We start from the raw sequence: 14,338 nt of genomic DNA, 5'->3' as shown, positions 1-14,338 counted from the left end.
CGCCTTGTCTCGGAAAACCTGGGGTGCCAACGCGAGCGTGTGCATTAATCAGTGTTTCCCTGGGCGCGATCAGCGGCGCAGCATCTCGCCGGCCAGCGCGAGGTAGGCCACCGCCCCGCGCGAGGAGGCATCATACAACAAGGCCGGCTGACCAAAGCTGGGGGCCTCGGCCAGGCGGATGTTGCGCGGGATCACAGTCCGGAACACGCGTTCGCCGAAGTGCCCGGTGAGCTGGTCGGAGACGTCACCGGACAGCCGGTTGCGCGGGTCAAACATTGTGCGCAGCAACCCGGCGATGCGCAGCTGCGGGTTGGGCCCCTTCTGGATGCTCTCGATCGTGCGCATCAGCGCGGTCAGGCCCTCGAGCGCGTAGTACTCGCACTGCATCGGGATCACGACCCCGTCGGCGGCCACCAGCCCGTTGACCGTCAACAGGTTCAGCGACGGCGGGCAGTCGATCAGGATGTGGTCGTAGTCGGCGGCCACCGGGCCCAGGGCGTCGCGCAGCCGATATTCGCGTCGCTCCTGATCCATCAGGCGCACCTCGGCCACGGTCAGGTCCCCGTTCGCCGGCACCAGATCGAAACCGCCCTCCACACGGTGAGCGGCCTCCGGAACCGTGGCCTGGCCCAGCAGCACCTCGCAGGAGGTCGGGTCGTCGGCGTGCTTGTCCACGCCGGAACCGGTGGTGGCATTCCCCTGTGGGTCCAGGTCCACGACCAGCACGCGCTTGCCCAGCCGGGCGAGCGAGGCGGCGAGATTCACGCAGGTCGTGGTCTTGCCCACCCCGCCCTTCTGATTGGTGATGGCCAGCGTATCGGTCACGTCTCGGCTCTCTCGATAATGGCGATGTGCCGCTGGGCGGCCTCGCCGGGAATGGTAACCGGGTCCACAGCCCGGTACGACCACGGGGCGGGCAGCGGCGCGTCCGCCACCGAGCGCTGCCCGAGCATGGCCAGCACCCGCCCGCCCGTGGCCACCTGCGGTGCGACGCGCGCGACCATGTCCGCCGGTGCCTTGAATGCCCGCGCCAGGACCGTGGTGTAGGGCGCGGCGGGTCCGAAATCCTCGATCCGCATATGCACGGCCTCGACCCGGGTCAGCCCGGCCAGCCCGATCACGTTGCGCAGGAAGCGGATGCGCTTGGCCGCGCTGTCCAGCAGGCAGAAATCGCGCTCGCGCTCGCAGGCGGCCAGCACGAAGCCCGGCAGGCCGGCGCCCGTCCCGACATCCAGGATGCGGTCCCCGTGAAGATACGGGCGCAGGGTCAGGCTGTCGAGGATGTGACGGGGGATCCACTGCGCGGGATCGCGCACGGCGGTCAGGTTGTGCACCCGGTTCCAGCGCCCGAGCTGCTCGAGATAGATCGCCAGGGCCTCGATGGCGGCTGCGTCCAGCGCCCACTCGTCGGCGACGGCGCCCAGGGCCGCCCGCCAGTCGTTACTCGCCACTGGCGCGCTGCTTCAGGTGAACAGCCAGAGCCGAAAGCGCGGCCGGGGTCACGCCCGGGATGCGCTGGGCCTGACCCAGCGTGTGCGGACGGAATTCGGCGAGTTTCTGGCGGATCTCGTTGGACAGACCATGCACCCGCGCGTAGTCGAGGTTGTCCGGCAGCGCCGTCTGCTCGGCCTTCGCCTGGCGCGCGACCTCGGCCTGCTGGCGTTCGATGTACCCGGCGTATCTGGCCTGAATCTCGGCCTGCTCGCGCACGTCCGGCGTGCAGCCCGCATCCAGTTCCGGGAGTGCCTGCATCAGGGCGTCATAGTCGGCCTCCGGTCGGCGCAGCAGGTCGAGCAGTGTGGCATCCGGCTCCGGGGCCTTGCCGAGGAGCTCGACCAGGGCCGGGCGGCTGCGCTGATCCCGGTCCGGTCGCGTCTGTGCAAGCCTGCTCATTTCCGACTCGATCGCGGCGGCGCGGCGCTCGAACCGTGCCCAGCGGGCATCGTCGACCAGGCCATGTTCGCGCCCGACCGGGGTCAGGCGCAGATCCGCGTTGTCCTCGCGCAACAGCAGCCGGTACTCGGCGCGCGACGTGAACATGCGGTAGGGCTCCTGCGTGCCGCGGGTGACCAGGTCGTCGATCAGCACACCGATATAGGCCTCGGAACGCTGCGGGATCCAGGGTTCGGCGTCCCGGGTCAGGCGGGCGGCATTCAGTCCGGCGACCAGGCCCTGGGCGGCGGCCTCTTCGTATCCGGTGGTGCCGTTGATCTGCCCGGCGAAGAACAGATTGGCCACCTCCCGCGTGGCCAGCGATGGGCGCAGGCCGCGCGGGTCGAAGTAGTCGTACTCGATCGCGTAGCCCGGACGGGTAATGCGCGCGTGCTCGAAGCCCTCGATGCTCTGCACCAGCGGCACCTGGATCGCATAGGGCAGGGAGGTGGAGATGCCGTTTGGGTAGAGCTCGTGGGTGGTCAGCCCCTCCGGCTCGACGAAGACCTGGTGGCTGGTCTTGTCGGCAAAGCGCACGACCTTGTCCTCGATCGAGGGGCAGTACCGCGGTCCGGTGCTGTCGATCTGGCCGGAGTACATCGGCGCCTGATCGAGGTTGGCGCGGATCAGGTCATGGGTCCGCTCGCTCGTACGCGCGATATGACAGGGGCGCTGTTCCGGGTGGTCGCCGGGCGAGCCGGTGAACGAGAACACCGGGCGCGGGTCATCGCCCGGCTGCACCTCGAGGCGCGAGAAGTCGACACTGCGCCCGTCGATGCGCGGCGGGGTGCCGGTCTTCAGGCGCCCGACCGCAAAGGCCATATCGCGCAGGCGCGCGGCCAGGCGCACGCTCGGCGGATCGCCCGCGCGCCCGCCCGGCTGCTGGGTCAGCCCGGTATGCATCTGGCCGTTGAGGAAGGTCCCCACCGTCAGCACGACGGCGCGGGCCTGGAACGCAAGGCCCGCCTCGGTGACCACACCGGTCACACGATCACCGTCCATGGTGATGTCGGCCACCGGCTGCTGGAAGATCTGCAGATTGGGCTCGGCCTCCACGAACTGGCGAATGGCCTGGCGGTAGAGCTGCCGGTCGGACTGGGCGCGGGTCGCGCGCACCGCCGGACCCTTGCGCCTATTGAGGATGCGGAAATGGATGCCGGCGGCATCCGCCGCGCGCGCCATCACGCCCCCCAGGGCATCGATCTCCTTGACCAGGTGGCCCTTGCCAATGCCGCCGATCGCCGGATTGCAGCTCATCTGGCCAATCGTCTCGATGTTATGGGTCAGCAGCAGCGTGCGCGCACCCGCGCGTGCCGCGGCCAGAGCGGCCTCGGTGCCGGCGTGTCCGCCGCCAATCACGATGACATCAAATTCTTCTGCCATGACCTCTTGAAACCCGGCCGCTGGGCGGCCCGAAAAAGTAAAATCAGCAGTTTAGCAGGAGTGGCGGTGGCGTCGAAGCGGCCGCATGGGGATCCATGTTTCCCTACGCCATCACTTGCCGATGCAGAAACCGGCGAAGATCTCGCCGAGCAGGGCCTCGTGGTCCTGGCGACCCAGCAGGGCGTCCAGCGCCGCTTCGGCCAGGCGCAGCTCCTCGGCGATCAGGTCGGGCGCGGCGCTGGCCTCGATGCGGCCCAGATGCAGCGCCGCCAGGCGCAGGCCATCGAGGTGGCGCGCACGCACGCTGAAGCGCTGCTGCCCGCCCTCGCTGGCACCCAGCCGCTCGACGATGGCCTGCTTGAGTTCATCAATGCCCGCACCGGTGCGCGCCGAGATGACGATCCCCTCTGTAGATCGGGAATCCGCGACGCAATCCTGCTTGTTCCAGACCGTGAGCCGCGGGATCTCGGGCGGGGCCTCCAGCTCGGGGACGGCCTCCGGCCGGGTCAGATCCCGAAGGTCCAGGATCAGGTCGGCCCCGGTCGCAGCCTCGCGGGCGCGCTGCATCCCGATCTTTTCCACAGGGTCGTCGCTGGCGTGCAGCCCGGCGGTGTCGATCAGTTCCACCGGGATCCCGTGGATGGCGATCGGCGAGCGCAGTACGTCCCGGGTGGTCCCGGGGCGGTCGGTGACGATCGCCACCTCGCTCTCGGCCAGTCGATTCATCAGGCTGGACTTGCCGACATTGGGGGCACCGACCAGGGCCAGACGCAGGCCCTGGGCGAAATAGCGGGCCGGGCGCAGGCGCTCGAGGAGCGCGAGGATGGTCGTGTGCAGGACCTCCGCCCGCCGGGCGATGTCCGGGGCGGCCTCGGATTCGAGGTCAGTCTCGCCGAAGTCGATCTCGGCCTCGATGACCACGCGCATGTCGCGGATGGCCCGGGAGACCGGCTCCAGCTCCGCGGCCAGCGCCCCGTCGAGGCTGGAGCGGGCCAGGCGCGCGGCCTGGGCCGTCTGGGCATGGATCAGATCGGCGACGGCCTCGGCCTGCGCGAGGTCGAGGCGGCCGTTCAGAAAGGCCTGTTCGGTGAATTCGCCCGGCCGCGCGCGGCGCGCACCGAGGCCGACCGCCGCCGCGACGAGCGCCTCCAGGAGCACCGGGCTGCCGTGGCCTTGCAGTTCGACCACGTCTTCACCGGTATACGAATGGGGCGCGGGGAAATAGAGGATCAGGCCATCGTCGATGGTCTCGCCGCTGGCCGGATCAGTGAGGCGGCCGTAATGAGCTTGGCGTGGTCGCAGGCGGTCGCGCCCGGTCAGGCGCCGGGCGATCACCAGCGACTGGGGGCCCGACAGACGGACCACGCCAATGCCGCCGACCCCCGGCGGGGTGGCGACCGCGACGATGGTATCCGCCACGGTCACGGCCCGGTCAGCTCTTCTGCTTGTCCGGGTCCTCGCCGCCCTCGATCTTGCGCGTGATGTACCACTGCTGGGCGATGGAGAACAGGTTGTTGGTGAACCAGTACAGCACCAGGCCCGCCGGGAAGAAGGCGAAGAAGATCGTGAACACGAATGGCAGCGCCATGAAGATCTTCTGCTGCACCGGGTCCATCGGCGGCGGGTTCAGCTTGTACTGCACGAACATGGACACGCCCATCAGGATCGGCAGGATGAAGTACGGATCACGCGAGGACAGATCCTGGATCCACAGCCACCACGGGGCCTGACGCAGTTCCACGCTCTCCAGCAACACCCAGTACAGGGCGATGAACACCGGGATCTGCACCAGGATCGGGAGACAGCCACCCAGCGGGTTGATCTTCTCCTTCTTGTACAACTCCATCAGCGCCTGGTTCATGCGCTGCTTGTCGTCCTTGTAGCGTTCCTTCAGGGCCTGCAGCTTGGGCGCAACCTTGCGCATGCGCGCCATCGAGCGATAGCTGGTGGCGGACAGCTTGAAGAACGCGAGCTTGATCAGGATGGTGAGCAGCACGATCGACCAGCCCCAGTTACCGACGACGCTGTGGATCAGATCCAGCAGCCAGAACAGCGGCTTGGCCAGGAAGGTGAACATCCCGTAGTCGACGGTCAGTTCCAGGCCCTGGGCGATCTGGGAAAGCTCGTCCTGGAGCTTCGGCCCAACCCACAGTCGGGTCTGAAGCTGCCCGCTCTCGCCCGGGCGCACGGTCAGGGGCTCGGCCGAGTGCAGGCCGATCAGGTATTCCTCGCCAACCTCGCCAGGCACGGCGCGGGCATACAGCGCGTTCACCTCGTCATCGCCCGGGACCCAGGCAGAGACGAAATAGTGCTGGATCATCGCGACCCAGCCGCCATGCAGGCGTTGCTGGATGGGGTCGTCGGCGAGCGACTCGAAACGCTCCCGCTGGTAACTGCCGTCGAAATACGCGGCCCCCGTGAACGTATACAACCACCAGGACTCGCGGTCCGGGGTCGGCCCGTGGCGCAACTGTCGATACTGGCGCCCACTCCAGGTGGAATCGCCCTGGTTGCGGACCTCGTAACCCACCTCGATCAGATGAGTCCCGCGGGTAAAGGTGTAGGTCTTGATGACCTCGATCTCGCCATCGTCCGAGACCCAGCGCATCGGGACCTGAAGGGTATCGTCGCCCTCGGCCATCTCGAAGTGGTCGCCGTCAACCTCGAAATTGGCGTGGTGCGAGGGGGCCCGCCCCTCCATCGCGCGGTCGTTGACGCGGTCGTGCGTCAGGCCACTCTGAGCCACGTAGCCGCGCACGCGGTGGTCAAACAGGCGAACCGGAACCAGCGGGTCATCCTGCAGATCGCGCGGATACTGCAGCAGGTCTGCGCGCAGGATGGTGCCGCCACGGGTGTCGATCAGCAGCTCGTGCTTGTCGGTGCGGACGGTGAACTGGCGACGATCCGGCTCCTGGATCGGGCTGATCTCGGACACATCCGCGGCGGCACGTGGATCGTCCTCGTCCTCGAACTGGGGCGCGTCGGGGACATCCTCCGGGCGGGCATCGGGATCCTCCGCCTCTTGCTCGGCCGTTTCCGGCTGGGCAGGGGTGCCGTAGTCCTGGTTCCAGGCCTGCCACATCAGGAACAGGACAAAGGCCAGGCTGAGCCACAAAAGGGGACGCAAGTTATCCATGAGCGCGACTATTTCCGGGATCGATGCGAGTGGGCGGACAGATGGGGTTCCGGCACGGGGTCATAGCCCCCGGGGGACCACGGGTGGCAACGCAGAATGCGCCGCAGTCCGAGCCAGAAGCCGCGTGTGACGCCGTGTTTTTCCACCGCCTCGACGGTGTAGGCCGAGCACGTCGGGTAATGCCGGCAATGCGGCGCCATGAACGGGGAGATGCCGTACTGATAGGCCCGAACCGGCAACAGGGCAATCTTGCGTACAAGGGTCATTGCAGGCGATCCAGCAGCGTTTCCATCTCCGAGCGCAGGGCCCGTCGGTCACAGGTGCCCGCACCGGCGCGGGCCAGGACAATCAGGTCCACCGGTGGCAGCGCCGCGCGGCGTTGGCGGAAGGCCTCGCGCACGATGCGCTTGACCCGGTTGCGATCCGTGGCGTTGCGCACATGGCGCTTGGCGATCGCGAGCCCCAACCGGGGCTCGCCGCCGCCCTCGCGGGCACGGTACAGCAGCGTCAAATAGCGGCCACGGATCGGACGCGCGTCGGCGAAGACGTGCCGGTAATCAGCACCGACCAGCAAACGCGCCTGGCGCGGGAAGCCCTGCGCCCCGGCGGTCATGATGGCCAGCCGGACAGCGCGATCAGTTGGTCGGGCAGAGACGCTTGCGGCCTTTGGCGCGACGGGCGTTCAGGACCTTGCGACCGCCACGGGTGGCCATGCGGGCACGGAAGCCGTGGGTACGGGCGCGGACAAGCCGACTCGGTTGAAAGGTGCGCTTCATGACGAATCTCGGACAATGGGATAAAGGGCGGAGAAAACTACCGTCAACCGTGCGCGAAGTCAATCAGCGGGCGAGACTTGGCTAGCGCACGGGGTCACCATCGGCGTAGACTCAGGGGCCCCCGAACCCTCGTGATCCCGGAGACCCGCGTGTGACTGCCAATACCCTGTGGACAGCCTGTCTGGATCGCCTGCAGGGTCGTGTGAGTGAGCAGCAGCTGAACACCTGGCTGCGACCCCTGCACGCCGAGGAGGAAGCCGGGGCCTTGCGCCTGCTGGCACCCAACCAGTTTGTCTTCGAACATGTCCGCGACCATCTCCTGAGTTCCATCGAAGAGGCCGTCAGCGAACTGCGCCCCGGCACCGAAGAGACCGATAGGCAACGCGTTCGCCTGGGGATCGGGGGCACGGAGTGGACCGCCGCGGAGCCCGAAGGCTCCGCACCTTCACGGGCACCCGCGAGCGCGCCAGCGCGGCGAGCAGCGGTCCCCAAGGGGCCGGTCAGCAACCTGAACCCGGCCTTCACCTTCGACACCTTCGTCGAGGGCAAATCGAATCAACTGGCGCGCGCGGCCAGTCTGCAGGTGGCCGAAAACCCGGGGGTCGCGTACAACCCGCTGTTCATCTATGGCGGCGTGGGCCTGGGCAAGACCCATCTGATGCACGCGATCGGCAACAGCATCCTGAGCCGGCTGCCGGAAGGCCGGATCATCTACCTGCACTCCGAGCGCTTCGTCGCCGACATGATCAAGGCGCTGCAGCACAACGCGATCGACGACTTCAAGCAGCACTATCGCACGGCCGATGCCCTCCTGATCGACGACATCCAGTTCTTTGCGAACAAGGAACGTTCCCAGGAAGAATTTTTTCATACATTCAACGCGTTGCTTGAAGGTCAGCAGCAGATCATCCTGACCTCGGACCGTTATCCGAAGGAGGTCGAGGGGCTTGAGGAACGGCTGAAATCACGTTTTGGCTGGGGCCTGACCATCGCCATCGAACCCCCGGAGCTGGAGACGCGCGTGGCCATCCTGCAGCGCAAGGCGGAACAGGCCGGGATCGAGTTGCCAACCGAGGTCGCCTTTTTCATGGGCAAGCGCATCCGGTCCAACATCCGGGAGCTGGAGGGGTCGCTTCGCCGGGTCATCGCGAACGCGCATTTCACCGGCAAACCGATCACCCTGGACTTCGCCAAAGAGGCGCTGCGCGACCTGCTCGCCGTCCAGAACAAGCTGATCACCTTGGAGAACATCCAGAAGACCGTGGCCGATTACTACCGCATCAAGGTGGCGGATCTGCTCTCCACTCGCCGCAGCCGCTCGGTGGCTCGACCGCGCCAGATGGCGATGGCACTCGCGAAGGAACTCACGCAGCACAGCCTGCCGGAGATCGGCCAGGCCTTCGGCGGACGGGACCATACGACGGTCATTCATGCCTGTCGCAAGATCGTCGAGTTGCGCGAGGCGGATGCGAGCCTGGATGAAGACTATGCAAATCTGCTGCGGACCCTGAGCAGCTGACGCTGACGCACATCCCTGCAGGTTGACCGAACAAGCTGTGGATAAGATGGGGGGAAGTCGTGCGCAGTCAGCGTAAATTTTTGGTGCCTGATTTCATCCACAGGATAGACACAGGCGATACAGAGGTTTGAAAGCCGTTTTTTGAATAATAAACGTCGAAAAATCAATAAGTTAAAGGTTTTCCGCACAGGGAGAAGCGGACCTTATTATCATCAGTTTTAAATTACTTAAACCCAATTACAGGACACCGCCATGGAACTCTCTTTCCAGCGCGAAGCGATGACTGACGCCCTGCAACGGATTGTCGGGGCGGCCGAGAAACGTTTGACGATGCCGATCCTCGGCAACGTGCGCTTGCGACCGGATGAACGGGGCGGCATTCGCATGGATACCACCGACCTGGAACTGGCCTGGCAAGGTGAGGCGACGGGAACCATCCCCGGCGAGTGCGACGTGACAGTATCGGTACGCAAGCTGCTGGATGTGGTAAAGGCGGCACCGGAAGAGAGCGAGATCCGGGCGACGATCGATGGAGAACGGATGTCCGTGGGGTTCGCTGGCTCGCGTTTCAGTCTGGCCACGTTGCCGGGTGCGGATTTCCCCGACTGGGAGAGCAAGAGCTCGGAGTGGACCCTGGACATCCCGCAGAACCGGCTGCGTCGGTTGCTTGAGGCCACGATGTTCTCGATGGCGCAGCAGGACGTTCGCTATTACCTTCAGGGATTGCTGTTGGTAGCCAGTGGTCACAGCCTGCGCGCGGTGGCAACCGACGGGCATCGACTGGCACTGGCCGAGGCCGAGCTTGACCAGGCGATCGATGGACGGATCGAGAAGATCGTGCCGCGCAAGACGATCGCGGAGCTGCGCCGCAACCTGTCGGACGACGATGTACCAGTTCGCGTCGGGTTCAGTGAGGATCAGGTGCTGTTCGATCTTGGGAATGCGGTGCTGCGCAGCAAGGTGATCGAAGGGCGGTTCCCGGATTACGAGCGCGTGATTCCAGCGGACCTTCCGGCGACCCTGACGGTGGAACGCGAGCGTCTCAAGCAGGCACTGGCACGCGTATCCATCGTCGCGTCGGACAAGTACCGCGGGGTGCGGATGACGCTTGGCGATCAGGGCTGTCAGGTCATGACCCACAACGCGGATCGTGAAGAGGCCCAGGAGTCAGTCGAAGCCGAGTATCAGGGCCCGCCGATGGAGATCGGATTCAACCTCGGATACCTGGTCGATGTCCTCAATGCCATTGAAACCGATCAGGTCCGGATCGGGCTGCGGGACGGGAACTCCTCGATCCTGGTGCAGGCCGATCCTCCGGGTGGCGCGCGTTACGTCGTGATGCCGATGCGCCTGTAGTCGCGACCGGGCGAACAGACGCCGTGCTGGAAGCCCTGTGGTGGAGGGGGGTGCGAAATCTCTCGGAGCAGACGTTCGAGCCGGGCAAAGGTATCAACCGGCTCGTGGGTCCAAATGGCGCAGGCAAGACGTCGGTGCTGGAGGCCTGTCATGTGCTTGCCGCGGGACGATCGTTCCGGACGCCGCAGCTTCGTCGGGTCGTTCGGTCAGGCGAGAAGGGCCTGTGGATCGGGGGGCGGGTGCGTGACCTGCGTGGAGGTGAGCATCGCCTGGGCGTGAGCTGGGAAGGCACACGGCGGTCGCGGGTCGACGGGCGATGGATGGAAGGGCATGCCAGCGTTGCGGAGTGGCTGCCGGTCCGGGTGCTGCATGCGGGATCCTTTGAGCTGCTCACGGGATCGCCGGAGGAACGGCGCCGTTTGCTCGATTGGGGTTGCTTTCATTCCGTGCAGGGGTATCGGTGGCACTGGCAGCAATGGAGGCGGGCGCACGAGCAACGCAACGCCGCTTTGCGCAAGGGCGATCGTCGTGCGGCGCGAGAATTTGAACGCCCGCTAGTCGCCGCCGGTGAGATCATCACGCAGGTGCGACAGGCCTATATCGATCGCTGGGAGAGCAGCACTGCGGAGGCGGCGCGGGCCTTCGGATTTTCGCAGCGCCTGGAAGGCTTCCAGGTGCACCTTCGTGTTGGCTGGGAACGGGATCGTCCGCTCTCGGACGCAATTGCACGCAGCCGGGCCTCGGACGAAGAGAGGGGCTTCGGACAGGTCGGGCCGCAACGCGCAGACATCGACCTCCGCTTTGATGGTCGGGTGGCGGCGGAGGCGTCGCGGGGTGAACAAAAAAGGCTGATCACGGCGTTGACCGGCGGGCAGGCCAGGATGCTCGAACGTGAGGCCGGTAGGGCACCGGTCGTGCTACTGGATGATGTGGTTTCGGAACTGGATGTGGATGCGGTGGAAGGGTTGATGTGCGGCCTCCAGAACTTCGGGTGGCAGGTACTGGTCACCGCAGTCGAGTCGCGTATCCCCGGGCTGGAGGGTGGGCGATCCACGCGATTGTTTCACGTGGAACATGGTGTGGTGACCCCGGACTGAGCCGCGCCCCGGCCCCCGCCTTTGCGTTATACTGCAGTGTCTGTTACCGCCGGATGCCGTAATCCATGTCCGAATCTGAACCGCTCGACCCCGAAACCTACGATTCTTCCCAGATCCGTGTGCTCAAGGGCCTGGATGCCGTGCGCAAGCGCCCTGGCATGTACATCGGGGATACCGATGACGGGACCGGTCTCCACCACATGGTGTTCGAGGTCGTCGATAACTCGATTGACGAGGCCCTTGCCGGCCATTGCGACACCATCGAGGTCACGATCCACGAAGACAACGCGGTGTCGGTCTCGGATAACGGGCGCGGTATCCCGGTGGATATCCATGAGGAAGAGGGCACGTCCGCCGCAGAAGTGATCCTGACGGTCCTCCACGCCGGCGGTAAGTTCGATAACAACTCCTACAAGGTGTCCGGGGGCCTGCACGGCGTCGGGGTATCGGTCGTGAATGCCCTGTCGGAAGAGCTCCGATTGGAGATCCATCGTGCCGGCCAGCGTCACGAGCAGATCTATCATCTCGGTGTACCTGATGCCCCATTGGCGGTCGCAGGCCCCACCGATCGGACTGGCACCAGGATCTGGTTCCGCCCCAGTGACGAAATCTTCACCGACATCGAATTCCACTACGAGATCCTCGCCAAACGCCTTCGCGAGCTCTCATTCCTGAATTCCGGTGTCCGGATTACCCTGCGCGACCAACGCGACAACCGCGAAGAGACCTTTCTGTTCGAGGGCGGTATTCGTGCGTTTGTCGAGCACCTGAATCAGAAGAAGACGGCGTTGCATCCCACCGTGATCTACGCGAACCAGACACGCGAGGATGACTACGTCGTCGAGGTCGCGCTGCAGTGGAACGACTCCTATCAGGAGAACATCTTCTGCTACACCAATAATATTCCGCAGCGCGATGGCGGCACCCATATGGCCGGTTTCCGCGCGGCGCTCACGCGTACGGTCAATCAGTACCTGGAGAAAGAGGGGCTGATCAAGAAGGCCAAGGTCGCCACCGCCGGGGATGATATGCGTGAGGGCTTGACCGCTGTACTCTCGGTCAAGGTCCCGGACCCGAAGTTTTCATCCCAGACCAAGGACAAGCTGGTCTCCTCAGAGGTCAAGCCGATCGTCGAGAGCGTCTTGTCCGATGCACTGACCAACTTCCTGCTGGAGAACCCTCCCGAGGCCAAGGCGATCACCGACAAGGTTCTCGAGGCGGCGCGTGCGCGCGAGGCGGCGCGCAAGGCGCGCGAGGTGACGCGCCGCAAGGGTGCGCTGGACATCGCCGGCTTGCCAGGCAAGCTGGCCGATTGCCAGGAAAAGGATCCGGCGCATTCGGAACTCTACCTGGTGGAGGGCGACTCAGCGGGCGGTTCTGCCAAACAGGGACGGGATCGGCATTTCCAGGCGATCCTGCCGTTGAAGGGGAAGATCCTCAATGTCGAGCGAGCACGCTTTGATCGCATGCTCGGATCCGCCGAGGTCGGGACCCTGATTACGGCGCTGGGTTGCGGGATCGGGAAGGACGAATACGATCCGGACAAGCTGCGCTACCACCGCATCATCATCATGACCGACGCAGACGTGGACGGATCGCACATCCGCACCCTGCTGCTGACTTTCTTCTTCCGTCAGATGCCCGAGCTGATCGAGCGTGGCCACGTCTATATCGCGCAGCCGCCGCTATACAAGATCAAGCGCGGCAAGCGCGAGCAATACGTCCGCGACGAAGCCGAGATGGGCGAAATCGTGGTCTCGCTTGCCCTGGACGGCGCCGCGCTGCATCCGGGTCCGGACGCCCCGCCCGTCACGGGCGAGGCCTTCGAAGAACTGGTGAAGGGCTACCAGAAGGCCGCCCGCGCGGTCGAGCGGCTCGGACGTCTGTACGACTCGCGCATCCTCTGGGCCATGCTCGAGGCCGACGCGATTCCCGAGCCGCGCAGCGTCACCAACCCAGAAGTTCAAGCCTGGTTCTCGCGCATCCTGGAGTCTATCTCCAGTGATCGCGCCGGTGCTACCCGCTACAGCCTGGGTCCGGTTAACAATGTCGACGGTCACGCCCAGCTGAGCCTGGATCGTCTCGAGCACGGCGCCGCGTTGTCGCAGTACATCACCGACGATACGCTCGCCTCGCGCGATTTCCAGACGATCCTGGACCTCTCTGCCCGCCTCAATGCCCTGCTTGAGTCTGGTGCCTACATCAAGCGAGGCGAACGCGTTCACCGCATCCAGGGCTTTTCCGAGGCCATGGAATGGCTGCTCCAGGAGGGCCGCCGGGGCCTGGCCACCCAGCGTTACAAGGGCCTGGGCGAGATGAATCCGGATCAGCTCTGGGAAACGACGATGAATCCCGAAACCCGTCGCCTGCTCCAGGTCCGGGTAGAGGATGCGATCCGCGCGGACGAAATCTTCACCACCCTGATGGGGGATCAGGTCGAACCGCGCCGGGACTTCATCGAAAGCCGAGCTCTGAGCGCGGAGAACGTTGACGTCTGATCCCGGATGGCGATCTTCGTCATCGTCACGATCGCCGGGCTCGTGGGTCTGACTCTGGGCATTGCGCGCTTGTACTCCCATCTGGCCGTCCAGGAACGCCAAGTGGTCGGCACCTGGGATCAACTGGAGCGCCTTCTTGTGCAGCGCAACGGCCACTTGCAGAAGGTCTGCATCCAAGCTGACAGCGGACCACCGGCCGTCCAGGATCTGCACCGATCCTTGCAGCGTCAGGAGACGGCTCGTCGCCGGGGCGACCTGACCACCGTCGCCGAAGCGGAGCGCGAAATCCGCGCCCTGTGGGACTCGATATACCAACAACCTATTGATATTAATAGAGAAAGTTTGGACGAGTCGACGCGACGGGTCGTCGCTCTGGATCAGGCCATTCGCGACACCCTGATTCGCTATAACGCCGCCCTGCAGACGTATCGGCACACCTGCCGCTCGCCCTTCTACGCACCGCTCGCCTGGCTCGCCGGAATGGGCCGTTACACACCCTTGCAACCCCCATCCTCCGATCCGGACAATCCTGCCTAGCCTTTCCAGCACCCTCCAGCGACCGGTTCGATGGAGTCTCGCAACGGCGGAACACCCTCCCGGGCCTGTGGTCCGAATGGCATAATTCCCGTCCTACTCGAATC

General features: G+C 65.3%; 13 protein-coding genes. 5 read left to right on the top strand and 8 right to left on the bottom strand.

Going from position 1 to position 14,338, the window contains the following annotated elements:
- Window positions 1-69: 69 nt before the first annotated feature.
- The 8 genes from F791_RS0105665 to rpmH form a co-directional block, all read right to left on the bottom strand.
- Window positions 70-825: a ParA family protein gene (locus F791_RS0105665; protein ID WP_018139740.1), complete on the bottom strand. Its 756-nt coding sequence runs from the start codon at window positions 823-825 to the stop codon at window positions 70-72.
- Window positions 822-1,451 (bottom strand): 16S rRNA (guanine(527)-N(7))-methyltransferase RsmG, encoded by a 630-nt coding sequence (gene rsmG, locus F791_RS0105660; protein WP_018993358.1) that lies wholly within the window; start codon window positions 1,449-1,451, stop codon window positions 822-824. The genes F791_RS0105665 and rsmG overlap by 4 nt, the downstream gene beginning before the upstream one ends.
- Complete coding sequence (gene mnmG, locus F791_RS0105655) at window positions 1,441-3,315, bottom strand: tRNA uridine-5-carboxymethylaminomethyl(34) synthesis enzyme MnmG (protein ID WP_019592295.1); 1,875 nt, start codon at window positions 3,313-3,315, stop codon at window positions 1,441-1,443. Before mnmG ends, rsmG begins: the two co-directional genes overlap by 11 nt.
- A 111-nt stretch (window positions 3,316-3,426) precedes the next feature.
- Entirely contained in the window at window positions 3,427-4,740 is a 1,314-nt protein-coding gene (gene mnmE / locus F791_RS0105650) for a tRNA uridine-5-carboxymethylaminomethyl(34) synthesis GTPase MnmE (protein WP_018139743.1), read from the bottom strand.
- 7 nt (window positions 4,741-4,747) lie between these two features.
- The gene (gene yidC / locus F791_RS0105645; protein ID WP_018649132.1) at window positions 4,748-6,451 is read right to left on the bottom strand and encodes a membrane protein insertase YidC; all 1,704 of its coding nucleotides are present in this window, start codon (window positions 6,449-6,451) and stop codon (window positions 4,748-4,750) included.
- 8 nt (window positions 6,452-6,459) lie between these two features.
- Window positions 6,460-6,717, bottom strand: a complete 258-nt coding sequence (gene yidD, locus F791_RS0105640) for a membrane protein insertion efficiency factor YidD (RefSeq protein WP_012983962.1) — start codon at window positions 6,715-6,717, stop codon at window positions 6,460-6,462.
- Entirely contained in the window at window positions 6,714-7,064 is a 351-nt protein-coding gene (gene rnpA / locus F791_RS0105635; RefSeq protein WP_012983963.1) for a ribonuclease P protein component, read from the bottom strand. The genes yidD and rnpA overlap by 4 nt, the downstream gene beginning before the upstream one ends.
- A gap of 22 nt (window positions 7,065-7,086) precedes the next feature.
- Complete coding sequence (gene rpmH / locus F791_RS0105630; RefSeq protein ID WP_012983964.1) at window positions 7,087-7,227, bottom strand: 50S ribosomal protein L34; 141 nt, start codon at window positions 7,225-7,227, stop codon at window positions 7,087-7,089.
- A 151-nt stretch (window positions 7,228-7,378) separates the two neighbouring features.
- Here rpmH and dnaA point away from each other — a divergent pair, with 151 nt between their 5' ends.
- The 5 genes from dnaA to F791_RS0105605 all read left to right on the top strand — a co-directional run bounded on the left by dnaA (window position 7,379) and on the right by F791_RS0105605 (window position 14,234).
- A complete protein-coding gene (gene dnaA / locus F791_RS0105625; protein ID WP_012981417.1) occupies window positions 7,379-8,746 on the top strand; it encodes a chromosomal replication initiator protein DnaA in 1,368 nt (455 codons plus the stop codon).
- A gap of 252 nt (window positions 8,747-8,998) precedes the next feature.
- On the top strand, window positions 8,999-10,102 hold the full coding sequence (gene dnaN, locus F791_RS0105620) for a DNA polymerase III subunit beta (RefSeq protein WP_018175068.1): 1,104 nt from the start codon (window positions 8,999-9,001) through the stop codon (window positions 10,100-10,102).
- A gap of 23 nt (window positions 10,103-10,125) precedes the next feature.
- Window positions 10,126-11,199 carry a DNA replication/repair protein RecF gene (locus F791_RS0105615; protein ID WP_081622273.1) on the top strand — a complete coding sequence of 358 codons (1,074 nt, stop codon included), beginning with the start codon at window positions 10,126-10,128 and terminating at the stop codon, window positions 11,197-11,199.
- Between the two features lie 65 nt (window positions 11,200-11,264).
- Window positions 11,265-13,697: a DNA topoisomerase (ATP-hydrolyzing) subunit B gene (gene gyrB / locus F791_RS0105610; protein ID WP_018139749.1), complete on the top strand. Its 2,433-nt coding sequence runs from the start codon at window positions 11,265-11,267 to the stop codon at window positions 13,695-13,697.
- A 6-nt stretch (window positions 13,698-13,703) separates the two neighbouring features.
- Window positions 13,704-14,234, top strand: coding sequence for a hypothetical protein (locus F791_RS0105605; protein WP_018139750.1), 531 nt, complete (start codon window positions 13,704-13,706; stop codon window positions 14,232-14,234).
- Window positions 14,235-14,338 lie beyond the last annotated feature (104 nt).

Source organism: Thioalkalivibrio sp. ALRh, from assembly GCF_000381425.1.
Classification (GTDB): domain Bacteria; phylum Pseudomonadota; class Gammaproteobacteria; order Ectothiorhodospirales; family Ectothiorhodospiraceae; genus Thioalkalivibrio.
Note: the sequence above shows the minus strand (reverse complement) of the source record. Positions and strands in the feature narration are given on the sequence as shown.